Origin of the sequence: Corallococcus sp. bb12-1 (assembly GCF_026626765.1) — a bacterium.
Classification (GTDB): domain Bacteria; phylum Myxococcota; class Myxococcia; order Myxococcales; family Myxococcaceae; genus Corallococcus; species Corallococcus terminator.
In genome coordinates, this window is sequence record NZ_JAPNJZ010000018.1 from 956,053 (window position 1) to 980,753 (window position 24,701).

The 24,701-nt window shown below is 67.7% G+C and carries 16 protein-coding genes; 10 read left to right on the forward strand and 6 right to left on the reverse strand.

The window, feature by feature from the left end:
* Nucleotides 1–22: 22 nt before the first annotated feature.
* The 6 genes from OV208_RS24545 to OV208_RS24570 all read left to right on the forward strand — a co-directional run bounded on the left by OV208_RS24545 (nt 23) and on the right by OV208_RS24570 (nt 8,124).
* On the forward strand, nt 23–832 hold the full coding sequence (locus OV208_RS24545) for a TetR/AcrR family transcriptional regulator C-terminal domain-containing protein (protein WP_267576307.1): 810 nt from the start codon (nt 23–25) through the stop codon (nt 830–832).
* 165 nt (nt 833–997) lie between these two features.
* The gene (locus tag OV208_RS24550) at nt 998–2,326 is read left to right on the forward strand and encodes a ferritin-like domain-containing protein (RefSeq protein ID WP_267576308.1); all 1,329 of its coding nucleotides are present in this window, start codon (nt 998–1,000) and stop codon (nt 2,324–2,326) included.
* A 106-nt stretch (nt 2,327–2,432) separates the two neighbouring features.
* Nucleotides 2,433–3,749: a ferritin-like domain-containing protein gene (locus OV208_RS24555; RefSeq protein ID WP_267576309.1), complete on the forward strand. Its 1,317-nt coding sequence runs from the start codon at nt 2,433–2,435 to the stop codon at nt 3,747–3,749.
* Between the two features lie 110 nt (nt 3,750–3,859).
* Nucleotides 3,860–5,080 carry an ankyrin repeat domain-containing protein gene (locus OV208_RS24560; RefSeq protein ID WP_267576310.1) on the forward strand — a complete coding sequence of 407 codons (1,221 nt, stop codon included), beginning with the start codon at nt 3,860–3,862 and terminating at the stop codon, nt 5,078–5,080.
* Nucleotides 5,081–5,180: 100 nt separating this feature from the next.
* Nucleotides 5,181–6,443, forward strand: coding sequence for a C39 family peptidase (locus tag OV208_RS24565; RefSeq protein WP_267576311.1), 1,263 nt, complete (start codon nt 5,181–5,183; stop codon nt 6,441–6,443).
* 241 nt (nt 6,444–6,684) lie between these two features.
* A complete protein-coding gene (locus OV208_RS24570; protein ID WP_267576312.1) occupies nt 6,685–8,124 on the forward strand; it encodes a glutamine synthetase family protein in 1,440 nt (479 codons plus the stop codon).
* A 7-nt stretch (nt 8,125–8,131) separates the two neighbouring features.
* Here the strand turns inward: OV208_RS24570 and OV208_RS24575 are convergent, their stop codons facing one another.
* Together OV208_RS24575 and OV208_RS24580 are read right to left on the reverse strand one after the other, a co-directional pair.
* Nucleotides 8,132–8,980, reverse strand: a complete 849-nt coding sequence (locus OV208_RS24575) for a DUF1206 domain-containing protein (protein WP_267576313.1) — start codon at nt 8,978–8,980, stop codon at nt 8,132–8,134.
* Between the two features lie 193 nt (nt 8,981–9,173).
* Nucleotides 9,174–9,980 carry an alpha/beta hydrolase family protein gene (locus OV208_RS24580; protein ID WP_267576314.1) on the reverse strand — a complete coding sequence of 269 codons (807 nt, stop codon included), beginning with the start codon at nt 9,978–9,980 and terminating at the stop codon, nt 9,174–9,176.
* 125 nt (nt 9,981–10,105) lie between these two features.
* On the opposite strand from OV208_RS24580, the gene OV208_RS24585 reads away from it, so the two are divergent.
* Entirely contained in the window at nt 10,106–13,711 is a 3,606-nt protein-coding gene (locus OV208_RS24585) for a protein kinase domain-containing protein (RefSeq protein ID WP_267576315.1), read from the forward strand.
* A 7-nt stretch (nt 13,712–13,718) separates the two neighbouring features.
* Here the strand turns inward: OV208_RS24585 and OV208_RS24590 are convergent, their stop codons facing one another.
* Complete coding sequence (locus OV208_RS24590; RefSeq protein ID WP_267576316.1) at nt 13,719–14,720, reverse strand: FG-GAP repeat domain-containing protein; 1,002 nt, start codon at nt 14,718–14,720, stop codon at nt 13,719–13,721.
* Between the two features lie 249 nt (nt 14,721–14,969).
* Complete coding sequence (locus OV208_RS24595) at nt 14,970–15,452, reverse strand: hypothetical protein (RefSeq protein WP_267576317.1); 483 nt, start codon at nt 15,450–15,452, stop codon at nt 14,970–14,972.
* A gap of 347 nt (nt 15,453–15,799) precedes the next feature.
* On the opposite strand from OV208_RS24595, the gene OV208_RS24600 reads away from it, so the two are divergent.
* Entirely contained in the window at nt 15,800–17,131 is a 1,332-nt protein-coding gene (locus OV208_RS24600) for a CotH kinase family protein (protein ID WP_267576318.1), read from the forward strand.
* 58 nt (nt 17,132–17,189) lie between these two features.
* Here the strand turns inward: OV208_RS24600 and OV208_RS24605 are convergent, their stop codons facing one another.
* A complete protein-coding gene (locus tag OV208_RS24605; protein WP_267576319.1) occupies nt 17,190–19,526 on the reverse strand; it encodes a hypothetical protein in 2,337 nt (778 codons plus the stop codon).
* Between the two features lie 298 nt (nt 19,527–19,824).
* Here OV208_RS24605 and OV208_RS24610 point away from each other — a divergent pair, with 298 nt between their 5' ends.
* Both OV208_RS24610 and OV208_RS24615 read left to right on the forward strand, forming a co-directional pair.
* Nucleotides 19,825–20,349 carry a DinB family protein gene (locus OV208_RS24610; RefSeq protein ID WP_267576320.1) on the forward strand — a complete coding sequence of 175 codons (525 nt, stop codon included), beginning with the start codon at nt 19,825–19,827 and terminating at the stop codon, nt 20,347–20,349.
* A 434-nt stretch (nt 20,350–20,783) separates the two neighbouring features.
* The gene (locus OV208_RS24615; protein WP_267576321.1) at nt 20,784–21,737 is read left to right on the forward strand and encodes a hypothetical protein; all 954 of its coding nucleotides are present in this window, start codon (nt 20,784–20,786) and stop codon (nt 21,735–21,737) included.
* A gap of 292 nt (nt 21,738–22,029) precedes the next feature.
* Here the strand turns inward: OV208_RS24615 and OV208_RS24620 are convergent, their stop codons facing one another.
* The gene (locus OV208_RS24620; protein ID WP_267576322.1) at nt 22,030–24,315 is read right to left on the reverse strand and encodes a hypothetical protein; all 2,286 of its coding nucleotides are present in this window, start codon (nt 24,313–24,315) and stop codon (nt 22,030–22,032) included.
* Between the last annotated feature and the right edge of the window lie 386 nt (nt 24,316–24,701).

A 24,701-nucleotide genomic window follows, 5' to 3' on the forward strand; every position in this document is an offset into this window, starting at 1 on the left:
CGGCGTTGGAAGAATCCGCCGCATGGCATCGCATCGCAGCAGCGCGGGAGACCCCACACGGACGCTGGAGCTGTTGTGGCGGGAGGCCGCGCCTTTGAAGGGACAGCGTGGGCCGAAGCCAGGCCTCACCGTGGACACCGTCGTCGCCACGGCGGTGGAGCTGGCGGACGCCGAAGGGCTGGACGCGGTGACGATGCGGGCGTTGGCTGGGAAGCTCGGCATCGCGCCCATGGGGCTCTACACGTATGTCCCCGGCCGGGCGGAGCTCATCGACCTGATGCTCGACGGCCTCCATGCGGGCATGGCCCGGCGCAAGCCGAAGACGCGGAACTGGCGCTCGCGCCTGGAGGCGGTGGCCCATGACAACCGCGCCCTGTTCACCGCGCACGCGTGGCTCGCGGACGTGTCCACCACGCGCCCGCCGTTGGGCCCGGGGCAGTTGGCCAAATACGAGTACGAACTCCAGGCCCTCGAAGGCACGGGCCTGGGCGACGTGGAGCAGGATGCCGCGCTGACGTTCGTGCTGGGCTTCGTCGAGTCCTGCGCCCGGGCCGCGTCGGACATGCGCGCCGCGCGCCTCGAATCCCAGATGAGCGACGCGACGTGGTGGCAGGTGAACGCGCCCCTGCTCGCGCGCATGTCGGACCCCGAGCGCTACCCCACCGCCTCCCGCGTGGGCACCGCCGCGGGCCAGGCTCATGGCGCCGCCTACAACCCCGACCACGCCTTCCGGTTCGGGCTCGAACGCGTGCTGGATGGACTGTCCGCGCTCATTGGACGGGCCCCGCCCCCGAAGCGCTCCCGGACCGTCGCCAGGAAGACGGCCCGGTAGCGTCTGGGCAAAAGACTCGGAGCGCCCGGCCCCCTCAGGATTCTGTCGCCCTGCTTGGGTTTTCCGCGCACGTGGCGTCGCACCAGCCGGGCCCTCCTCCTCGTGACGGAGTGCTGGCATCGCTGTTGCTGTAGCGCCCGGCACCTCTTTTCAGGAAGGCCGCCCATGAACACCCTCCGACTGCGCCACCTCTTCTCACGGGCCCTGCGCACTTCGCTCGCCACCCCGCTGGTGCTCGCAGGCTGCGGCTCCTCCGCGGACCTGGAGGGCTACTCGCAAATCACCTGCGACAACGGTGTCCCCGCGCTCAGCGACCTGAAGATTTCGCCCCCACCGGACTACGTCGAGCTTCGCACCCTCGGCGACGCCTCCGAACCCACGAACGCCCATACCCGCACCAGCTCCGGCCAGCCCTGCGCGACGGCCACCGACGTCCCTGCCTGCCAGACCGCCCTGGCGAACGCGACGACCACCGAGGGCTTCGCCGATACCTGCCAGGGCTTCTGCCCCGGTGTCATTACCCACACCTTCCTGGTCACCACACGCGGCGATGAGGTGAAGACGCACCCGACCCCGGAGGCCCTCAGGTCCCTGCTGGGCACTGTCGACACCGAAGAGGAGGCCGTGCTCCTCGCCTATGCCTCGGGCCACCCCCTGAACTGCTCGACGCTCGAACAGGGCGCGGTGAAGAAGAACGCGAACGGCACCTTCAATGTCATTGCCTACGAGGGCTACGCCTGCGGGAAGGACACGCAGTTGGATCAGCTCGTGCTGGAGGTGTCCGCCTCCGGGGAGCTCCGCGAGGTCGAGCGCCATGTCCTGGAGAAGGGCAGCGACAACTGCTCCATCGGCCGGCGGCCCGTGGGCCTCCAGGACGCGGCCCCCTGTGAGAGCACGGACGCGCTGGGGCACTACTTCGCGGAAGCCGCCCACCTGGAGGCCGCCTCCGTCCACGCCTTCCTGCGCCTGCGCGAGGAGCTGGCCCTGCACGGCGCCGACGCGAACCTCCAGGACGCGGCCCGTCGCAGCGCCGTGGATGAAGTGATGCACACCGACGTGACGGGCCGCATCGCCCGCCGCTTCGGCGCCACGCCCCAGCGGCCCGTCGTCACAGCACTGCCCCTGCGTCCGCTCCTCGATGTGGCCATGGACAATGCCGTGGAGGGTTGCGTGCGCGAAACCTACGGTGCGCTGGTGGCCCACTACCAGGCCCTGCACGCGCAGGACACCGAGGTGCGCGAGGCCATGGCGCGCATCGCCGAGGACGAGACGCGCCACGCGGGCCTGTCCTGGGACATCGACCAGTGGGCCCGGCCGCGCCTCTGCGACTCAGAGCGGGACGCACTGCGCGAAGCCCAGCGACAGGCGGTGGCGACGTTGCGCGCGGAAGTCGCGGTAGCGCTGGACCCGGGCCTCGTCACCGCCGCGGGCCTGCCCACGCCAGAGGTCGCCCTCGGCCTCCTCGACACGCTGGAGCAGGAACTCTGGGCCTGAGGACACATCGCGCTGCCCCATGATCCAAGGGGAAGACCTCGGGTGTTGAAGGACGGGCCTTCCCATCGCTGTCGTCCCCAAGACCTCCTTGACCGTGAGTCCGTTCATGAATGCCATTCGACTGCGCCACCTCTTCTCGCGGGCCCTGCGCGCCTCGCTCGCCACACCGCTGGTGCTCGCGGGCTGCGGATCCTCCGCGAATCTGTGGGGCTACTCGCCCGTGGAATGCGACAACAATTCGCCCGCCATCAGCGACCTGTCACTGTCCTTCGCGCCGGACTTCTTCCAGGTCCGCTCCGTCTACAGGGGCTCGCCAGCGAGTGAGTCCCAACCCGTCTCCTCTTACGGTCAGGCCTGCGCGACCGCCACCGACGCCACCGCCTGTCAGAGCGCCCTGGCGGAGCTGCGGGTCGAGCAGGGCCTTCGCTCGTACTGCGTGGACTTCTGCCCGGACTACTTCCTGGTCACGACGCTCGGCGACGAGGTGAAAACGTATTCAACGCTGGAGTCCCTCAAGGCGCTGCTGGGCCCCATCGACACCGAACAGGAGGCCGCCCTCCTGACCGCCGCCTCTGGCTATGCACTGAAGTGCTCCGACATCGTTCAGGGCGCGGTGAAGTCGAACGCGGACGGGAGTTTCAATGTCATCGGTACCCAGGGATACGCCTGTGGGGAGGACTCAGCCCTGAAGCAAATCGTGCTGAGGGTGTCCGCCTCTGGCGACATCTCAGAGGAGCAGCAACACACCCTGGAGAAGGGCAGCGGCAGTTGCGCCATCGGCCGGCGTCCCGCGGGCCTCCAGGACGCGGACGCCTGTGAAAGCACGGACGCACTGGGGCACTACTTCGCGGAGGCCGCGCACCTGGAGGCGGCTTCCGTCCACGCCTTCCTACGCCTGCGCGAGGAACTGGCCCTGCACGGCGCGGACGCGGGCCTCCAGGACGCGGCCCGTCGCAGCGCCGTGGAGGAAGTGATGCACACCGACGTGACGGGCCGCATCGCGCGCCGCTTCGGCGCCACGCCCCAACGCCCCGTCGTCACCGCCCTGCCCCTGCGCCCGCTCCTCGACGTGGCCCTGGACAATGCCGTGGAGGGTTGCGTGCGCGAAACCTACGGTGCGCTGGTCGCCCACCACCAGGCCCTGCACGCGCAGGACGCCGAAGTGCGCGAAGCCATGGTGCGCATCGCGGAGGACGAGACGCGCCACGCGGGCCTGTCCTGGGACATCGACCAGTGGGCCCGTCCGCGCCTCTCCGACTCGGAGCGGGACACGCTGCGCGAGGCCCAGCGTCAGGCGGTGGCCGTGCTGCGCGCGGAGGTCGCCGTGCCGCTCGACGCGGGGCTCGTCACCGCCGCGGGCCTGCCCACGCCCGAGGTCGCCCTCTGCCTGCTCGACACGCTGGAGCAGGAACTCTGGGCCTGACAGGCCCCGGTCAACGAAGGGGAACGGGTGGACCGTTCCGGACGATCGTGCCCTGGACCTCTCCAATCCGTAGGGCTCGCGCTTGCTTCCGGGAAGGGAAGCCCGGAAGCATGTGCGGCGCCCCCACGCCCCTCCAGGCCCCAGGCTCCATGACCGCGAAGACGCAGAAGCCCTTGAAGCCTCCGACGTCACGCAAGGCCGCCCCGCGTAAGAAGCCTCCGGCGAAATCCCTCTCGGTTCGCGGTGACGAACAGAGCCTGTCGGCGGCGGCGGACAGCGGGGACTGCGTGAAGCTGCGAGCCCTGCTGGCACGCGGCGTGGACGCGGACGCGAGGGACCCCGTCACCGGGTACTCCGCGCTGCACTACGCCGCGATGAACGGACGGCTTGAAGCCGCGAAGCTGCTGCTCGCCGCGGGCGCGGACGTGGGCGCGAGGATCCGCAACGCGAGGTCGACCCCGCTCGACATGGCGGCGGGGGAAGGCCGCGTCGCGGTGGTCAAGGTGCTCCTGGCCGCGGGCGCGCCCCTGGGCCAGCCCCACGGTCGGTTCGGTTGGACGGCGCTCCACTCCGCCGTGGCCCATGGACACGCGAAGGTCGTCGAGAAGCTGCTCGGCGCGGGCATGGCGGTGGATACGCCTGGCAAGTACGGAATCACCCCGCTCGGCACCGCCCTGCTGCACGAGGAGGCCTGGGAGGACGTCGTCCCGGTGCTCCTGGCAGCGGGCGCCCGCCTCAAGCGCATCTCCCGGACGCTGCTGCGCGAAATCGCCAACGATGCGAAGTACGCCCTGCTGCGTCCCCTCCTCCAGCCCCACGGGCTGCCCGCCCCGAAGAAGCCAAGGCCGCCACCAGCCCTCCCCCCGTTGCACGAAGCCGCCGCGACCGGGAACGTCGCGCGCGTGAAGCGGTTGCTCAAGGCCGGAGCCAGGGTGAAGGCGACGCTCCGCCGCACCGGGACGACCGCGCTCCATCTGGCGGCCCGGGGCAACCACGTGAAGGTGATGGACGTGCTCATCGCAGCGGGTGCCTCGCTGGACGGGCTCCACAAGCCCTCCGAATGGGCGCCCCTGCACGAAGCGGTGTTCCACGGACACCGGGAGGCGACGGAGCGGTTGATCCGCACCGGGATGGACGTGAACCTCCAGCATCCCAAAAGCGTCATGCCGCTCTTCCTCGCCCTCGATGAACCCGGAGTGCGCGTGCTGCCGCTCCTGCTCGAAGCTGGCGCCGACGCGGAAAAGCCCTTCCCCGCCGTCCAGCACGATTCCCAGTACGCGAAGCTGCGTCCGCTCTTCCGCAAGTACCTGCGGCCTGCGCGCAAGCGATGACGCAAGCCGACGCCGCACGTCGGGTGCACACCCGTACGCGACCGGACTTTCCTGGTTTCCACCTTGTGAGCCCCCACGCGCGTTTGCGAGAATCGCGGGTGTGAACGCCCGCGCTCGCGTCTTCTCCGCCGTCCTGTTGGCCTCGTTCGTCTGGGCCTGTGCCTCTTCGCCCTCGTCCCCGTCCCCGGACGCCCCACCGACGTCGGAAGCGGGCTCTCCCGCCCGCCTGTGGCAGCGCGGCGCGGCGACGGGCGACCTGGCGCGCTTCACCCGCGACGGCACTCGCGTCGCCGCGGACGGCGCGCTGGAGCTGGACACCACCGCGAAGCAAGGCAGCGACCCGTTCCCCGCAGGCGGCTGGCTGGATGGCGGCAGCTTCTACAACGGCGGCACCTTCCGCTTCGGCACCGCCACCTCCGAAGTCCAAACCGTCCCCGGCGGCTTCGACAGCATGGTGCCGTCCTTCGACGCGCAGACGCCTCCGGGCACGTGGGTGAAGCTCACCGTCGCCGCGCGCATCGAGGGCACCTGGACGAAGGACTACGAGCTGGGCGTCTGGGCCTTCGACGCGGACACCGTCGCGCGCCACAGCGTGGACGGACAGGGTGACGCGGACGGCAACGTGCTCACCGACACGCTCAACCTGAAGCGCCGCGCGGACGCCCTGCGCATCACCGTGTTCCTCTTCTCCGAACGTCCGGACGCAAGCCCGCGCCTGCGCTCACTGGCCGCCGCCGTCACCGACACGCGCCGCAAGCCCGAGGACGCAACGGCGGACCGCACCGCGTGGGGCACCGTGCTGGAGGTGCCCGGCTACTCGCAGATGATCTACCCCGACGGCGGCGAGGTCTGGTGCTCCCCCACGTCCACCACCATGCTGCTCGGCTACTGGAGCCGGAAGCTGGCCCGCGCGGACCTGGAGCACCCCGTGCCCACCGCCGCCGCCCACACCTACGACTGGGTCTACAAGGGCACCGGCAACTGGAGCTTCAACACCGCCTACGCCGCCGGCATGTCCCAGGGCGCGCTGCACGGACTCGTCGCCCGCTTCGACTCCTTCGCCCCCGTGGAGCGCCTCATCGCCGCCGGCATCCCCGTGAGCATCAGCATCGCGTACGAACCCGGAGAGCTCACCGGAGGCGCCTCCCGCCGCACCGACGGCCACCTCATCGTCGTGAAGGGCTTCACCGCCGACGGCGATGTCGTCGTCAATGATCCTGCTTTCTCCTCCAACGAAACCACCGGCACCACGTACCGGCGCGCCGAACTGTGGCGTGCCTGGCAGCACTCCCGGGGGGCCGCGTACGTGCTCTGGCCCGCTGGCACCGTCCTGCCTCCGCAAGGGATGGAACCGCTGCCCTAGCCCCCGTCCAGAGGCGGACAGGACGACGACGCATCGCGGCGCGCACTGTCCACTGGCCAGGGCGTCAGGCCCCCCGTCCCTTGACGTAGGGACGTTCGTGGCAGTCCCGACACGGCCTTTAACCTTCAGTCCGAAGAATTTAGGCTTGATTTCAAGGCGCGGAATGTAAATACCTGCGCGCGAGATTTTGATGTCCCTTCGCCGGGAACCCGGTGGGGGGACGCAGCCTGGAGGCACGGACATGGAGCAGAAGCCGCTGCGGGACTTCCTTGAGATTCCCTACGACGAGCTGGAGGAGCTCAACCTCCGGGTGAAGGAACAGCGCATCCAGCGCGTGTCGCCGGAGAAGATGCGCGACGAGCGCATCAAGTACCTGACCGACGAGAAGCGCATCAAGGCCATCACCGTGTGCTTCACCGACCTGGAAGGTCGGCTGCACATGCTGGACTACGACAAGAAGTTCCTGCTCAAGAGCGCGGACAACCTCACCTTCGACGGCTCCTCCATCCGCGGCTTCTCCGCGCAGGCGGAGAGCGACCTGCGCCTGAACATCGACTGGGGCGCGTTCTACTGGCTGCCCTCGGACATCTTCGGGCCCGGCAAGGTGCTGGCGTTCAGCGAAGTGCTGGAGCGCGACGGCACGCCGTACCACTCGGACATGCGCGGGCAGCTCAAGCGCGCCACCGACGCGCTGTTCCAGAAGGACGGCACCGTGTTCCACGCGGCGCCGGAAATCGAAGGCTTCCTCTTCAAGAGCCGTGACGCCGAGCGCCACTACCACGAGGAAGGCAAGTTCGAGTTCATCTCCATCGGCGGCTACTACCACGCGCTGCCGGGCGACGCGCTCCGCACCTTCATCGACAAGGCCGCCGAAGCACAGCGCGCCATGGGCTTCCAGAACGAGAAGGACCACCCGGAGGTCGCGCCCAGCCAGTTCGAGATGAACTTCTCGTACAGCGAGGCGATCATCGCCGCCGATCAGATCCAGCTCTACAAGCTGCTCTGCCGTCAGGTGGCCGCGCAGCTGGGCCTCACCGCCAGCTTCCTGCCCAAGCCCGTCACCGGCGTGAACGGCAACGGCATGCACATCAACATGTCGCTGTCGAAGAACAACAAGAACCTGTTCCATGACAAGGCGGGCCAGGACGGGCTGTCGCAGATGGGGTGGGAGTTCATCGATCGCATCCTCACCAACGCGAACGACATCTGCCTCGTCCTCAACTCCAGCGTGAACTCCTACCGCCGGTTGGATCCGCACTACGAAGCGCCCAACCAGATCAAGGCCTCCGCGAACAACCGCGGCGCCATGGTGCGCATCCCGTTTGGCAATGAGCGCAGCGCGCGCGTCGAGTGCCGTTCGGTGGCGCCGGACGCCAACCCGTACATGGTGCTCTACACGCTGATGAAGACCGGCCTGGAGGGTCCGCAGCCGCAGGAGGACGCGGAGACCAAGCGCAGCCGCACGCGCTTCCTGCCGGACAACATCTACGACGCGATCCGCTTCTTCAAGGGCAGCCAGTTCATCGCCCAGACGCTGGGTGAGGCGGTGCAGGGCAAGTACGCGGAGCTGAAGATCGGCTCCGCGGATCGCTGCCCCAAGCAGCTGGGCACCCGCGTGAAGGAAGCGGAGATCCAGTTCCATCACGAGGTGACGAACCAGTACCTCTGGAACCTCTTCTAGAGGCTCACTAGAGCTGCCGGTAGCGCGCCTGGAGGAACAGGTAGGCGGCGTAGGCCACCAGGCCCGCCGCCACCACCCCCAGGAGCACGTCGCCCGCGGGTTGGCGGGCGACGACGGCCAGGGCCTCTCCCAGGCCCTTGGCCTCTCCCGGGTTCGCATCCACGGCGGAGCGGACCAGGAAGATGCCGATGACGGAGAACACCACGCCGCGCGCGGCGATGCCGAAGCGCGACACCCGCTCCACCCAATGACGCTGCTGGGCCGCGAGGCCGGTGAGCGTGAGCTTCTCCAGGAACTTCCCCTGCCACGCCTTGTGGAACTGCTTCACCGCGAAGCCGATGATGCCCAGGCCCACGAGCGCCACCAGGACGCGGCCGAAGGGCTGCTCCATCAGCGTCGCCGTCCAGCCCTGAGTCCCCTTGCTCCGGCCCTGTGAAGCGCCCACCACGGTCTTCAGCGCGAACAGGGCCAGCGACGCGTAGATGGCGCCGCTGACGAAGTACATGGCGCGCGTGGCGATGCCCTTGGCGTCGGAGCCCTTGTCCTCGGTGTCCGCGAACGCCTGGGCGAAGCGCCAGACGACGAAGCCCAGCAGGCCCGCCACCAGCACGGACAGCAGCACGATGCCGAAGGGCCCGTGCGCCACGGTGCTCACCGCGCCATGGCTGTCCGTGGCGCGGCCGCCCTCGCCCGCCGCCAGCTTCAGCGCGAGCACCCCGATGATGGCGTAGACGGCGCCCTTCGCCGCGTAGCCCATCCGCCCCAGCTTCTTCGCCCAGGGGTGGTTCGCGGCCTCCTTCGCCCCGCGCGACAGCCGCTCCATCCCCGGCCCGCGCATCACGTCCATCGTCGCCATGCGAACGCTCCTCCCGTCCCCGAGTCGGGACCGAGGAGAGGGTGCGCATCCGAAGGCCCGTCCGGACGGAAGGCCCCTGTGCCCCGTCTGGACATCAGGCGGGACACGGGGGGCACGGCTGGCTGGTTGCTATTACGTGGGGTGCGCGGGTGGCGGGCGCCGGGGGCCGTGTCCACCGCCTCGCGGAGGTCGCTCAGCGCAGGGTCCGTACGGCCTGCACCACGCGGGGCCATTCCCTGGAACGCGGATCGATGAGCTCGAAGTGGCCCGCGCCCTTCAGCGGCACGAGGTGCACCGGGTCCTTCTGTTGGACGCCTCGGGCGTGGAAGCCCTCGCTCATCGTGAGGGGCACGGTGTCGTCTTCGGTGCCGTGCAGCAACACCTGCGGCAGCTTCAGCGGCTGGAGCGCGGCGGGGGACGCGACGGCGTAGCGCTCAGGGACCTGCTCTGGCGTGCCGCCCATGAAGGTCTTCACGATGCCGTTGCCCAGGTTCAGCTCGGCGCCCCTTGCGAGGTCCACCACGCCCGCCAGGGACACCACGCCCTTCAGCTTGAGGGGTGCGTCGCGGTAGAGCGGCTGGCGCGCGGTGAGCCGGTGGCGGGCGGCCAACCACATCGCCAGATGACCGCCGGCCGAGTGGCCCATCGCCACCACGCGCGTCAGGTCCAGGCCCAGCGAGGGCGCGGCGTCCACCAGATGATCCGCCGCGGAGGCGACGTCCTCCAGCGTGCCGGGAAAGCCTCCGCCGTCGTGGCCCACGCGCCGGTACTCCACGCTCCACGTCGCGAAGCCGCGCTTCGCCAGGTCCGCGCACAGGTGGCCCGCGTGCTCCAGGCCGTACTCCGCGCGCCAGAAACCGCCGTGGACGAAGAGCACCACCGGGTGGGGGCCCTTGCCCTTGGGCTTGCGCAGCTCGGTGAACTGCTGCGGCGCCTCACCGTAGGCGATGCGTGCGTCGGGCGGTGGCTGCGGCGTTTCGAGGACCCACATGGAACCCATGCACCCATCTTGGGAACGGGCGGCCCGCCGCCGCAAGCCGTGGCGCGTCCAGCATGTGTCCTCGCGTGGGATGCGTAGCGACAGGTCCCTCCGGTACGCTGCCGCTCCCATGGGGGCATCTTCGCGTGCATGAGAAGAACGAAGCGGAGCTGAAGCTCGCCCTGGCCGAGGGACTGCTCTCGCGTGAGGACGTGGAAGCCCTGCGCGACGAGGCCGCACGGCGCGGTGTCGCACCGCTCCAGGTCCTCGTGGAGCGCGGACGGCTCTCCGTCGATTCGCTCGTGTCGCTGCGCCGGGAGCTCGTGGCGAATGCGGCATCGGAAGAGGACGCATCGACCTCCGAGGCCATGGAGGTGGAGCCCCCCGCATCAAATGAGCCGCGCGAGGACAGGGCCGACAGCGACCGGGAACAGCCCGCCCTCTCTCCCGAGGGTGCGGGGCCCGGGCCCGACGACACCCTGCCTCCGGGCGGTGCTCCGCCCACGAGCGTGGACGGCCCCGCGTTCCCGGTGCCGTACTGGGAACGCTACCGCCCCGTGCGCTTCCTCGGGCAGGGCGGCATGGGGCGCGTGTTCCTCGCTCACGACGTGCGGCTGCACCGGGACGTGGCGCTGAAGTTCGTGCGCGACGAAGACCCGGAGCTGTCACGCCGCTTCGTCGCCGAAGCACGGGCGCAGGCCCGCGTGGACCACGAGCGCGTCTGTCGCGTGTACGAGGTTGGAGAAGTCCAGGGCCGCGCGTACATCGCCATGCAGTACGTCGCGGGCCAGCCGCTGCAGGCCCTGTCCGGCCTGCTGTCCGTGGAGCAGAAGGCGCTGGTGCTGCGCGACGCCGCGCTGGGCGTTCACGCGGCCCACCAGGCGGGGCTCATCCACCGCGACCTCAAGCCCTCCAACATCCTGGTGGAGCGCGCGGAGGACGGCGCCCTGCGCCCCTACGTCATGGACTTCGGGCTGGCGCGCGACTGGACCGGGAGCGAAGGCTTCACCGCCACAGGCACGGTGATGGGCACGCCCCAGTACATGGCCCCCGAACAGGCCCGGGGCGAAGTCACCCGCCTGGACCGGCGCGCGGACCTCTACAGCCTGGGCGCCACGCTGTACCACCTGCTCACCGGCCAGGCCCCCGTGCCCGGTGCCAATGGCCTGGAGGTGTTCAGTCGCATCGCCACGCATGAGCCTCGCCCGCCGCGCGAGCTGGCCCCCGAGGTTCCCGCCGACCTGGAAGCCATCGTCCTCAAGTGCCTGGAGAAGGACCGCGCCCGTCGCTACGACTCCGCGCGAGCGCTGGCGGACGACCTGGAGCGGTTCCTCGACGGCGCACGGGTGCTCGCGCGCACCGGCCCGGCGTACCGCGTGCGCAAGTGGGTGGCCCGACACCGGCGCGCGGTCGCGGTGGCCAGCATCGTCGGACTCGCGGCGGCGGGCGCGGCGGGCCAGGGCGTGATGGCGCGGAGGGAAGTCGCCCGGCGCGAAGCCCTGACCCGGCGCTTCACCGAAGGCGTGGAGCGCATCGAGGCCCAGGCCCGCTACTCCGGACAGGCGCCGCTGCACGACACGCGGCCGGACCGCGAGGCCATGCGCTCCCGCATGCGCGACATCGAAGCCTCCATGCGAGAAGCCGGCACCGTGGCGGACGGGCCGGGCCACTACGCGCTGGGACGCGGGTTCCTCGCGCTGGGAGACGACGCGGCGGCGCTCCAGCACCTGGAGGCGGCCTGGGCCGCGGGGAACCACGAGCCCCGCGTGGCGTACGCGCTCGCGCTGGTGCTGGGGCATCGGTATCAGCGCGAACGGCTGGAGGCGGACCGGATCCCGGACGCCTCTCAACGCGAGGCGAAGCGGAAGGAGGCCCTGGCGCGCTCGCGCGACCCGGCGCTGGCGTTCCTGAAGCAGGGCCAGGGCGCGGAGGTGCCCGCGCCCGAATACGCCGACGCGCTCCGGGCCTTCTACGAAGACCGCTTCGAAGAAGCCCTGAAGTCGCTGGACGCACTGGGCACGCGCCTGCCGTGGTTCCATGAAGCCGCGCTGCTCCGGGGTGACATCCTGCTCGCCCGCGCCGTGCGCCACGCCCTGGCGAGCGAGCGCGACGCGGCCCGGAACGACCTGGACGCCGGCCGCCACGCCTACGACACGGCGGCCGACATCGGACGCAGCGTGTCCGCCGTGCACCGCGCGCGGGCGGAGCTGGAGCAGGAAGCCCTGCTGCTGGAGCTCTCCGGCCAGGGCGACGTGCAGCCCGCGTACACGCAAGGCATGGAGGCCGTGTGGCGCGCGCGGGTGGCGGCGTCGGACGAAGCGGACACGTGGGTGCTCGAAGCGCGCCTCCACCGCCAGCTCGCCCAGGTGCGCGTCAGCAGCGGGGGCGAGGTGGAACCCCTGCTCACCCGCACCCTGGACGCGGCGAAGGAGGCGCTGAAGCTCGCGCCCGACAAGGTGGAAGCGCGCCATGCGCTGGCGATGGGCTGGTGGCAGTGGGCCCGCTACCGGCAGGGACGGGGCGAGGATCCCCGCGAGCAACTGCACGCCGCGGTGGCCGCCTTCGACACCATCCCCGAGTCCGCGCGCGACTACGACTTCCACCTGGACCTGGGCCTCGTGTTCAAGGTGTGGGCGGACTCCGAGGACGGACGCGGCGGGGATTCACTGCCCTTCCGGGGGAAGGCCATCGACGCGTTCCGGGAAGCGCGGAAGCGGGACGGCCTGCGGCTGGAGGCGTGGATCAACCTGGGCACCGCGTACGTGAACCGCGCGAACCATCCCCGGGCCCTGGAGCCGGACAAGGACCTGGAGGAAGCCCGGGCGTCGCTGGAGCATGCGAGCCAACTGGACCCCGGCCACGTCGTGACGTGGTTCTACCTGGCGGACGTCCACCGCACGCTCGCGCTGCGCGTGCGCGACCACGGCGGCGACGCGGGCCCCGGACTCGCAAGGGCGTTGGAGTGCTACCGGAAGGGCGTCGCCATCAACCCGCGACTGCCGCCGCTCCTGAACGGCGTGGGCACCGTCCTGCTCGACCAGGCGCGCGAGGCCTGGGACCGGGGCGACGCGCCGGAGCCGCTGCTGGACGAAGCGGAGCAAGCCTTCACGCAGGCCATCACCACCGCCCCCACCGTGGGCTTCGCGCACAACAACCTGGGCGAGGTCCGTGCCTGGCGCGCCACCTGGCGGTTGGCGCGAGGAGAAGACCCCACCGCGAGCGCGAAGCAAGCGCAGGCCGCGCTCCAGAAGGCGACGACCCTGCTGCCCGGACTCGCGCAGCCTTGGGCCAACCTGGGACAGGTGCACCAGACGCTGGCCGCGTTCGCGCTGAAGCGCGGTGGGAATCCAGGGCCTGACACCGCACGTGCCACGGAGGCGCTGACGAAGGCGCTGGAACTCAACCCGTCCCTGGCGCAGGCGTGGCGATGGCTGGGAGAGACCCAGGCGGTGGACGCGCGCTGGAAGGCGTCCCGGGGCTCGACGTCCGACGAAGGCTTCCAGCTTGCGGCGGACTCCTTCCAGAAGGCCCTGGAACTGGAGCCCGCGAACCTGGAGCAGCGATTGGCCTACGGCGCCTTCCTCCGGGACCGGGCCACGTGGCGGGAGGCCCCCGGACAGGACGCGCGGAAACAACTCCAGCAAGGACTGTCACTCACCGAAGCGGTGCTCACCGCGCGCCCCGGATGGAAGAACGCGAACCGATTGCGCGAGGACCTGCGCCGCGTCCTCGCGCGCCTTCCGCCGGATTAGGGCGCCATCAATACCAGGTGGTGGCGGACAGGAACGTCGAGCCATCGGAATGACGCACCCGTCCCCACTGGGTCGTCACCGGAGGGCAGAATGGCGGGCAGACACCGCTCACCGCGTAGTACCGGTACACGATGTCGGCTTCTCCATCGCCCGTCACATCCGCGACCCAGGTCGGGAGATTCCCGCCCAGGGACGAAGCCCAATACCCGCTTCCGAGGAAGGCAGTGCCGCTCGACGCCCGGACCTGCACACCATCCGTGTTCTCGACGATGACGTCGGCCTTTCCATCCCCCGTGACATCCTGGAACCAGACGCCCTTGGTCCCAGTGAAGCTGACCGAGAGCCACGTCGAAGCCGTCCCGAAGGCACTTCCCGACGAAGGACGGACGACGATGCTGCTATTGTTGTGCGCGACGGCGTCCGCGATGCCGTCCCCCGTCACATCCTCGTAGTAGATTTCCCGATCCGCGACGAAGTCGACGCTGGTCCAGGCCGCTCGGGTATTGAACCCCGTGCCGCTGGAGGTCGCGACCGAGATTCCGCTGCCACCCACGATGTTGGGGTTCAGGATGAAGTCTGCCTTTCCATCGCCCGACACGTCCTTGAAGTCGAAGCGCGTCCAGCCACTCCAGCCGACCTCCGAATACCACTCCTCCTCGGGAAGGAAGGAGGAGCCATTCGAGCGCCTGACAATGACGCGAATGGCACCGCCATCCAGGTACTCCCGAACAGCGATTGCGTCAGCGCGGCCATCCCCCGTCACATCCGCGAACCAGACACCGTAGGCCGTGGGAAAGGCCGTGGAACTCCACGTCGAAGATGTCGAGAAGGTCGAACCATTGGAAAGCGCGACACGGAGGGTGCCGGCCGACTCATACCAGATGAAATCGGCGCGCCCGTCCGCGTTCACGTCCGCCATCGCATCGCCGCCCGGACTGATGCCATCACGGGCTTCACTGGGGAAGAAGGGGGCCAGGAACAGCGCGACAGCCATTGCCTTGTTGAACAATTTCAATGCTCCCGTAGCGATTGGGGTTCCACGCCGGACCTTCACCAGACAGAGCCCGGCCCGGCACATGTCTAACTACTATCGCATCCCCAATCACTCAAGACTGGCTTTCCAAAATCTCTCAACAACTTCAAACCCTGAAGCTCTGGCCTGCCCTTTGATTTTGAACTTGACTTGTCTGGAGTCACCCTTGGAAAGAGAGCGGCACACGGTCCCCCAGGACCGGCACCGCTCCCTCTCCCGGCGCCGCTAGTTCTCGCCGCGCCCCGTGACTTCCAGGGTGCCATTGATGGTCTCGGTGATGCCCTGGGGCTCATTGCACTTCGAGCAGTCGCTCATCGGGCAGGACCACAGCTTGTGGCTCCCCTGGGGATCCTTGCCGCGCAACGTCCACGAAGCGCTCTGGCAGGCAGGCACCAGCAACGGGTTCTGCGAGCCCTCCTTGAAGAGCGACTCGCCCGCCACGCCGATACACCGGTCCTGCTGCACCTGGGACACGAAGGTCACGGTCTGCCCGGCCTGCGCCTGCACGGTCGTGGTGCTGAAGTGGACCTTGCCCTCCGCGTTGGCGGTGATGAGCACGTCCCCGGGGTTTCCCGAAGGGGGTGTCGGGCAGGGCTGCACCGGCGTGCTGTCATTCAGCGCGGCCGCCGCGGAGTCGGAGGAACGAGAGGGCGTGGCGCAGGCCAGCAGCCCGGTGAAGCACAGGGGAAGAAGGGTTCGGATTCGCATGACGTGGCTCTCCAGGAAGACTGCGTGATGGCACATCCAGGCCCTGTCGGATGGAAGGATATTCGGCGGCGAAGTGCGGAAGCGCTCACCTCCTCCACCAGCGCCGTCGCTCGACCTGCCCCCAAGGACGCCCTTGGCAGCGACGGGGCGGCTGTTCACCTTCCCCCGGCAGTGGTGCGCCTCCTGTACCGGCCGCGCGGCGGACCGGGCCTCGGGCCCCCGCCGCCCCTGGCCGCGAGGTGACGGATGGGCGACGAAAGCATCGCTCCTGGAGGCAGGGCGGACGCCACCGGGGAATCGGTGCTGGGGCGAAGACGTGGCGGGCTTCGAGGCGCGGAGGAGGGTCGATGGGGCAAGCGAGGCATGGGTCCTTGCGCGTGGCCATGGGCATGGTGCTCGTGCTGGGAGCCGCCGCGCCAGCCTGCCTGCCCCAGAGCCCGGGGCGGACCGCCGTTCCCGAGTGCACGGAGACCCCAGGCGCCGCACTCGAAGCGGACGCACCCGTCCAGGGTGAGGATCCGCGCGGCTACGTCGAAGAGGATGGGCTGCCGGTGCTCCACCTCTACGTGGCGGACTCGCTGCCAGACGACGACGGCTACCAGGCGGCGCGCGTCTTCTATCGCGGGCGCTGCCACGTCGCCCGGGCCAGACATCGAGGGGCGACGTCGAAGGCCTTCCCCAAGCGCAGCTTTACGCTCCACTTCCTCGATGGGCAGACCTTTGACGAGCCCTTGCTCGCGGGCGGCTTCTCGGGCCGGCGCAAGCTGGTGTTGATCAGCCCCTTCAATGACAATTCATACATCCGCGCCCGGCTCGGCTTCACCCTGTGGAGCCGCATGTCTTCCGAACACCTCCAGGTGAAGACCTTCAGCGCGGTCGTCTATCTGGACGGGCGCTATCACGGACTCTTCACGGTGGCGGACCACGTCGACCGTCACTCGCTCGCGGCGCAGGGGATGGACGCCAGGGGAGAGCTCTTCAAGGCCGTGGGCCCAGGCGCCAACTTCTCCCGGCAGGATGCGTTCGACAGGCCCAAGCGTTCGCTGCACCAGGACCATGAGAAAAAGGAGGGCGAGCCCGAGACGGGAGACGGGGCCTACGCCAGCATCGAGCAGTTCACCGCCTTCGTGGCGGACACCCCTCCGGAACGCTTCCGCTCGGAGCGAGGCGACTGGATGAACGTCAAGGACTACGAGGACTGGTGGATGCTGGCCCACCTGGCCGCCCTGTCCGACTCCGTGGCGAAGAACGCCTACCACTTCCGTGCGCAAGGAGCGGCGCAGCGATGGCGATACATCCCCTGGGACCTGGATGCCAGCTTCGGACAGAACTGGGACACCACGAGGCGGGCCCCGTGGCCGATGGACATCTTCCCGGAGCAGAACCTCATCTGGACCCGGATGATGGAGGATCCGGCCATCCGCCAGCCCGTCCGCGAGCGACTCTACACGCTGCTCCACACCTCGCTTCACCGGGACGTCGTCCAGGGGCTCATCGACACCTATGCCGCCGAGGTCGACCGCGCGGCCCGGAAGGATGAAGCCCACTGGGGCGAGGCCCATCGCCACTTCCCGTTATGGAACGAGCGCACGGACATCAACAGCTTCGAGGACGAGGTGAAATACATCCACGACTGGGTGGATGCCCGTTGGGATCTCCTGGAAGAAGAGCTCCGCTGACAGCAAGGGCAGATGCGCGGGACTCCTCCGATTGGATGGCATCCAGCGCGCCCTGCCCTCACCCCACCTGCGCGGAGGCGACGAAGAACCCGATGTTCACATCAGACGAGTCGACAGTGAGGCCGTGCTCGGCGGCGAGCTCCGCCCCGAAGCCGTACTGGAGCGCGTCGAGGACCTGCTGCTGGACATTCCGCACCATCTCCGGGGACGCGCCCCCGGTGCTCGGGTCGAAGTGGTAGTCGGGACCGAGCTGCTGCTGGATCCGGTCGAGCGCTTCGGGCGGTGCGCCGCGCAGCGCATCAACGAGGTCCAGGGCATCCTGTCCCTGAAGTCCGTAGAGCGCCGCCAGGCGCCAGGCGGTGTCCGTGACCTGCACCGCGAACCCGTCGTTGGTGTCGAAGAGGGCCTCGCGCTTGCGCAGCTCCTCCAGGAACTGCTCGCGGGTGAGCCCCATGTTGCCGAGCTGGGCGGCGGCGTCCGGGTCCAGCGTGAGCAGCTCGCGCGTGTCCGTGGGGATTCCCGCCTGCTCAAGCAGCTTCGCGCGGTCCGCGGCGAGCTTCTCGGCCTCCTCGCTGCCATGAATGATGCTGCTGATGAACCCGCCGATGGCGTGGACCACCCCGCCAACGATGCCCAGCACGCCGCCCGCAACCGTGCCCAGGCCGGGGATGAACTCCAGCACGTCGCCCGCCAGACTGATGCCCGTGCCGAGCAGGGAGACGATCTCCCCTGCGTCCGTGCCGTTGTCACGCAGGTTGGCGATGTCCTGGGTGAGCTGCGCGCCATCCAGCGCCAGCCCGATGGCGGGCAGGAAGCGGCCCCCCACGCGGGCGACATCCCCCGCGATGTCCGCGGTGCGGCTGAACAGGCCCAGCAGCCCGGAGGCCACCAGGACGCCGCCGCGCGCCGCGCCCAGGAAGCCCTGGAGGGCCTGGGGGTAGTCGCCATCCGCGAACGCCTGCGCGCCCGCGTAGATGCCAAAGCCCACCGCGGCCACCGCCAGCGAGCGCTGGAAGGGGTTCTTCTGGTCCCACGAGCCGATGATGGTCTGCGCCCGCGACAGGTCCCAGGACGTGCCGTCGCGGAAGCGGGACAGCGCGCCCAGCGCCAGCTTGAAGTTGTCCACCTCCCGCTTGATGCCCTTGAAGACGCTCTTCGCATCGGACAGGGGCGCGGTGAGCACGTCGAGCTCTTCGGCCGCGCGGGTGGCGCCCTCCGGGCCCATGGCTTCGTACCTGGCGAAGATGCCCGCCTGGGCCCGGGGCAGCGCCTGCGCCAGCACCTCGTTCTGCAGGCGCTCCTCCAGATTGCCATCCGTGTGCTCGTCGAGCTTCGTGGCGAGCGCGGCGTTCGTGCCCACGCGGCCCACGAAGTCCACCGCCGCTTCGGCGTGCGCGTCGGTGTTGGCCAGCAGGGTGTACGCATTGAGCAACACCTTCGCGGAGTCGGAGTCACCGGCGGCGGCGAGCGCCTCCAGCGCGGGGCCCGTCTTCTCCAGCGTGGTGGCGAGCGTGTCCGCGAGGCCGGTGGCGCGGTCGCGGATCTCCGCGCGCGAGGGGTCCGCCCAGAAGGCGTCCGTATAGGCCTGACGCTGGTCGGCGGTGAGGCCGGGCCCGAAGGCGCCCAGGTCCGCGGCGAGGCGCTGCTCCTGCACGGCCAGTTCGCCCTGCGCCGTGGTCAGGTCCTCCTGGATCTTCCCCACCGCGGCCGTGGTGGTATCGAGCACCGCGTTGCCCGCCTCCACGAGCCCCCGCTGGACCAGGTCCAACGCGAGCGCACCGCCCAGCCGCGCGCCCCGGCCCCGCTCGGCCAGGTCCTCCAGGATGTCGTCGAACTGGTTGAGGTCGTCCGAATCCCCGTGGGCCGCGAAGGCCTGGCCCAGTGACGTGGTGAGCCGGGCGACGCCCGCATCCCCCGCCAGGTCCGCCACGGCCGCGAGGCTGGTGACCCCCGTCTGGGTCTGGCGCCGGACGCCATCCCCAGAGTCGTCCTCGTTGTTCCGGGCGCGCAAGGCCAGGTCGCGAGCGAGGGTGTCCACCTCCGGGGCCAGCGCCGTCAGCAGCGCATCCACCTGGGCGGGATCGCCCAGCGCGCGGGCCTCATTCTCCAACGCGAGCGCACCGGCGCCAGTACCGCCCTCCGCGAGCGCCGTGCGCACCCGCTGCGCGGCGGCCTCGACCGGTGCCGACGTCTGCGCGGTGGGGGCCGCGGTCTGCACGGCCGAGGGCGCCAGGGTGCTGACCGGGCTGGACGTCCGCGCGGGCGCAGGGGCGGCGAGCGCCTTGAAGGCGTTGACCTGGAGGCCCTGGGGAACGCGGAAGGTGCCGCCCTGGAAGGAGGTCGGAAGGGAGGACCGCGCGCCTTCGCCCGTCAGCGTCACACGCGGGGAGGACACCGGGGCATCGAACCCCGACCGGCCGGGATTGCCGCGAGGCGGCGAAATCACGGAGGCAGGCGCGGGGCGCGCCGGGACGGGGGCGGAAGCGAGGGCCCGGGGGGCGGTGAATCGATGGAGAAGTCCGTCGCTCTTCATGTCGCGCGCCCCGGGCATTCAACGGGGGCGAAATGCCCACCGCGATGCCCGGTACGCGGTGGTGTGGGACATGGTTACATCCGGGGAAACGAATCCTGTCCCGGGTCCGGCTCAGGGCGGATCCGTTCCTGTAGAAGCCAGCCCTGCCTCCACTCCTCCCATGTCCGACGAAGCCCGTGGCTACCTGCTCCGACAGTTTGAAACAGCGTGGGCCCTCACCCGGTACCACCTCGATGGGCTGACGACCGAGGAGTGCCTGTGGCGCCCTGCCCACAAGGGCTTGCACGTGCAGCCGCTTCCGGACGGGACGTGGCGCGCCGACTGGCCCGAGCACGAAGGCTATGACCTTGGGCCCTCCAGCCTCGCGTGGCTGACGTGGCACCTCGGCTTCTGGTGGTCCATGGTGCTCGACCACTCCTTCGGCGAAGGGACCCTCACCCGCGAGAGCGTGCCGTGGCCCGGCGATGCCGACGCCGTGCGCGAGTGGATTGGCCGGCTCCAGGGCCAATGGCAGGACGTCCTCGAAAGGCTCACGGACGAAGACCTGCGCTCACCGCTGCGAACACGCTGGCCTTTCCAGGACCGTCCGTTCGGAGACGTCGTCGCCTGGGCCAATGTCGAGCTCACCAAGAGCGCCGCGGAGCTTGGCTACGCACGCTTTCTCCACGCCGTCAGCGCCCGCTGAGATTAAGGCTCCGTCAGAAGAAATCCTAAGTCCGACGCACTGTTGATGGCGAGGATGCTAATCCCAGCAGGGTCCCGAGTCAGATGAATGGGGCCCCGTGAAAGGCAAGGGCTGGAGCCAAAGGGACGGGAGGACCGCCAAGGGGGGCCGCCAAAGCAGAGCGTCGAGCCGGCGAACATGCCTTGCAGTTGCTTCTGTCTCTGATGATTCGGCGCCTTTACCCATAGCGTTCCGCTACAAGGCTGGTGCAGTACCACAAGGAGACCATACCAAAACCCAATCCCGCGTTGACTACAGCATACGCTTGGAATAAGGCCACCTGAGTCAGGCCGAACACACGAGCAAAAACTCACACAAAAAAGAATAATTAAAATTATACCACTAACTTTCCCGCCATCCCAGCACTGCCCATGAGGCATCAACAAAGGGACAAAATGCGTCTTCGCGAAATCCAAAAGCATCTTGAGGCTGCACAGGTACCCGCAGCAGTAAGAGTCGAATACTCCGACTCCGGCAATGCAGTAGGCGCAGGCGTAAAGGTCGAAAACCTCAACACATGGCGTCGCGCGATAACGCACCTAAACCAAGCAGAAGTATTTGACCCCATCCTAAAGGATGTACTCAGAAACAAACTTCTCATGGAAGGCGTCTCCGACACGGCGAGAGGCTCACCTGCACAATTGGGTCAAATGATATCCCAACTGGAACTGCTTGGGAAAACCGCTGCAGAATTGCTAAACTTTCTGACAGCGGCCATTCCCGAGCACTCACCAAACACCCTCGTAATTCAGATCCAAGAACCAGATGCCCTCCAGTCGTTGGCGGCACTCATTGACGAGCTAGCGAAGTTTTTCACGCTATTGGCTAGAGCGGAAGAAGGAGCAGATGAGTCGACCATCGGAACGCCCTCTGTCCAAGCATTTGACACAGGGTCTTTCTATCTGGAGGTCGTACTAGCAACGGCAGCCGGCGTCACAACCGTTGGGATGATTACAACTGCAGCCTTCCGCTTTCTTCAGCAATACCAGCAGTTCCAGGCGATGCAGGAAACTTTGCGTGCATATAAGGCTGTAGCTGCGGATGTGCAGTCTCTCCAAACACAGAGTGAATTTGCACGAGCAGCATTCCTTCAAGCTCAAGTGGACCGACTGAAAGCTGGTCGATTCGCAAAGGCCGAGAAGGAAGCGCAGGCGGCTTTGGGGGCATCCATCCAAGAGTGCGCCAAGCTCATGCATCAAGGAGTTCGACTGCTCCCATCTCTGTCCACTGACTCTGCAACGCAGAACATGTTTCCAAGTATTGAATCACTAAGGACTCTGAGCGCATCCACAGACCAAAAGCTGCTGACGCCAGATGCCAGCACTCCGCCAAGGCCCAAAGATAAATAGGTGCACTATCCGCGTGCCTGGGATGTCGTTGCCGTGGCGGACCGGCCGAACTGAGCGACACCCAGGGACAGGCCCTGATCTTCGGCCCGGAAATTGACCTGGCGAGTTGAGAGTAGTTCTACATCTGTAGTTTGAGCCGCGCCTCTCGGTCGCGGTAGTAGCACTGCATGGCCACGGCTTGGTGGTGGCGCCGCCAGCGACTCCACGCCAGGATGTGCGTGAGCGATGCGGCCCCCTCCTGTTCCATCAACAGGAGGACGACCGCGGCTCCATCCGAACTACAGATGTAGGACTACGCACGGTCGCCAAGACGCGCGCGCAGCCGCTCCTCTTCGGATTGGAGTTTCGAATCGTCCGGGTCCTCCCGTCGCCAGCCATCGAGCACGGCGAAGATCTTCGCCTTGTCGCCCAGCCGTTCCCAATTCAAGGCGAGCGCGCGATAGATATCGCTCCGCAGCTTTCTATGGTCAGCAACCGGAACAGCGCTTCGCAGAGCGGCATCAAGGTACCCTTGCGCGGCCTTAACGGCTTCGCTCGCCTTCTCGTGATGGAGCCCTCCGGCAAGTTCCTTAGCCAGCCGACTCTTCGCGTAACCGGAGTAGTACTGCAGCAATGGGTTATTGGGGAGGCGTTCCAACCCCTTCTCGGCGGCCTGAAAGGCGCCGCTCCACTCATCCTGCTCGAGTTCCATGCGCACCCAGTGCTTGTACATCTCCTTGTCTCTGCACTTGAGCTCGTATGCGCGCTTAAATCGTTCACCGGCATCAGTACGCCTCGGCGGGCGCCAAGTCTTATAAACAAAGCCGAGATAGGCGAGCAGGTTGACATTGTTCGGACGCGTTTCCAACCCCTTCTTGAGGAGGGCCTCAGCACCTTCTTGATCATCACCACGAACGAGGAGCACTGCCTTTCGACATAGGGCGCCGACTTCCTCCCGCCCTTGGCTGATTCGCACGTCCCCGCTGAGCGCCGCGTGTGCTCCCTGGAGCCTCCTCCAGAGATCGGTCTTTCCCATCACGCTCTGAACGAGAGCGCGTGTGTTTATACCGACGTCGTACCTGTCCTCGCCGTCTATGAATTGGGGCTTGGGGACGAGAAAGAGCTTTTGCAGTTCTCCGAGTCCTGCTGCGAGCGCCTCGTGACTCTGGCCTGTGAGTGCTTGCAACTCACCGAAACTAACCGCGCGCTGCGTCACGCACGATGCGGCGAGCAACTCCCGTGCGACAGAGGAGAGCTTCTCGAGTTCGCGCCCGAGTGCGTACCGGCGAGCTTCGTCACCCGAGCGAGTTGCCCATTCTTGGATCGCTTGCTTCGCAGGCATCACAGCTACGAGACGGATCAGATCTTCCAGATAGAGTGGCGATGATCCCGTGCTGTCAACGAACTGCTTGAGTAGAGACGCGTCAAGCCCCTTGGCATCCATACCAAGCAGTTCGTAACGGGAGCGAACGAAGGCCTCTGTGTCTTCGCGAGAGAGGCCCGCGACGTGAGTCGCGGTGTGGCCGAGACCGAGGATCGTTCGGCGAGACGTTAGGAGAACCTTTGACTTCGTCTGTGGAACAGAGAGCGTGAAAAATTCAATGGCATCCTCTCCGGAGCCCTCAAGTGAATCGATGTCGTCTACGACGACTAACGCGGGGAACGCATCAAGTAGCTTGAGCGAGAGGACGCGCTTGGTCTCAAGCGAAGATGCAGCCTCCTCCCGCCAACCGAGCAGGACGAGCAAGCGCGAAAGCGCGCTATCAAGGTCGAAGAAGTCAGGATCCTCAATTGGAACCACGTGGCCATCCTCGAACCGGCGGGCCTTCGCACTCATCCAGAGGACAAGTTGGAACGGCTGTGGTGCGGTTCGTCGAATTTCCTCTGCGAAGGAGTACGCCAGCGCCGACTTTCCGAGTCCTCCTGCCCCTACAACGGCCCATCGACGGCTCAAGGGATCGTCGAACCACCGATGCAGTTGCTGCAGCTCATCGGTTCGACCAACAAAATGGACGACGATTGCCTCGCGAGCTGGGAGGCGGTCTTCAAGAGGTTGTCGATCATCGCCAGTTTCCGCGATGCCCGTTCGCCCAGCCAACTGTGACGCGAGGTCATGGACTCGGACGGCCTCGGGCCTACCGAGCTGCGTGAGCACCCGACGCGCGCAGTCCAGCAAGACAAACGCGTCCTCAAAGGATAGATCCGCCTCGGCGGGGTGTGAAAGCGGGTCACGAAGTACCTTGATGGTCTGCATCCACCCGAGGAGCGCCTTCTTGGCCTTCTTTAGATCGTCGTCGCTTCCATCCTTCTTGGGAACGAGGTGATCGGCATTGGCGTCGAACAGATTGAAGAAGTGGTTCACGCCCAGGATATCGAGGTCATCGACGAGCGGCGTACCGAGTTCCCCCGTTCGACGGCGTTCCTCTGCTGCAGCCTTGATCGTGTCCCACTCCTTTAGGAACGGACGCTTGGCCCTTTCGACGTAGTCGGATGGAAAAGCCTGCTGAAGGTTCGCGCGAACGTGGCTAAGCACCGCGTTCCGGTAGACGCGCTGGATTCCTTCGTAGCAGAGCGTGAGGTTGGCGATCTTAGGGCTCATCTCTTCTCCACCATTGCGCAGTAGCCCCCTGCCACTGCAGTCAGACGCACAATTCTACTACGTGTGCGTCCCCTGTCTATGCCTCGCTCGGCAGCACATACACATATGAGATTCAGAAGTACTATGGCGGGGTGCGGCCCAGGGGGGATGGGTCAGCATGTGCGGCGCTTGCCTGTCCGCTGGCTGCAACCGCAGCCGCCTCGTCATTGCCGGCCTCATACTCGGACAACTCGAGGTGACTGCAGAAATCATCCAGGAGGGGGACTTGGTAGCGAGGTTAGGCAGGACGCAGTGCCCAGCGACAAATGCGCCATGAAGATTCGACGGGACGTCGGCGCAGCCCTCGTTCCGGAGCACCCGAGTCCGGTCGCGGGGAGTCCTCTACA

What these genes read in the sequence shown, in the direction of transcription:
- OV208_RS24545 (WP_267576307.1), top strand. Translation starts at nt 23, where the DNA reads ATGGCATCGCATCGCAGCAGCGCGGGAGACCCCACACGGACGCTGGAG.
- OV208_RS24550 (WP_267576308.1), top strand. Translation starts at nt 998, where the DNA reads ATGAACACCCTCCGACTGCGCCACCTCTTCTCACGGGCCCTGCGCACT.
- OV208_RS24555 (WP_267576309.1), top strand. Translation starts at nt 2,433, where the DNA reads ATGAATGCCATTCGACTGCGCCACCTCTTCTCGCGGGCCCTGCGCGCC.
- OV208_RS24560 (WP_267576310.1), top strand. Translation starts at nt 3,860, where the DNA reads ATGTGCGGCGCCCCCACGCCCCTCCAGGCCCCAGGCTCCATGACCGCG.
- OV208_RS24570 (WP_267576312.1), top strand. Translation starts at nt 6,685, where the DNA reads ATGGAGCAGAAGCCGCTGCGGGACTTCCTTGAGATTCCCTACGACGAG.
- OV208_RS24575 (WP_267576313.1), bottom strand. Translation starts at nt 8,980, where the DNA reads ATGGCGACGATGGACGTGATGCGCGGGCCGGGGATGGAGCGGCTGTCG.
- OV208_RS24580 (WP_267576314.1), bottom strand. Translation starts at nt 9,980, where the DNA reads ATGGGTTCCATGTGGGTCCTCGAAACGCCGCAGCCACCGCCCGACGCA.
- OV208_RS24595 (WP_267576317.1), bottom strand. Translation starts at nt 15,452, where the DNA reads ATGCGAATCCGAACCCTTCTTCCCCTGTGCTTCACCGGGCTGCTGGCC.
- OV208_RS24600 (WP_267576318.1), top strand. Translation starts at nt 15,800, where the DNA reads ATGGGGCAAGCGAGGCATGGGTCCTTGCGCGTGGCCATGGGCATGGTG.
- OV208_RS24610 (WP_267576320.1), top strand. Translation starts at nt 19,825, where the DNA reads ATGTCCGACGAAGCCCGTGGCTACCTGCTCCGACAGTTTGAAACAGCG.
- OV208_RS24615 (WP_267576321.1), top strand. Translation starts at nt 20,784, where the DNA reads ATGCGTCTTCGCGAAATCCAAAAGCATCTTGAGGCTGCACAGGTACCC.
- OV208_RS24620 (WP_267576322.1), bottom strand. Translation starts at nt 24,315, where the DNA reads ATGAGCCCTAAGATCGCCAACCTCACGCTCTGCTACGAAGGAATCCAG.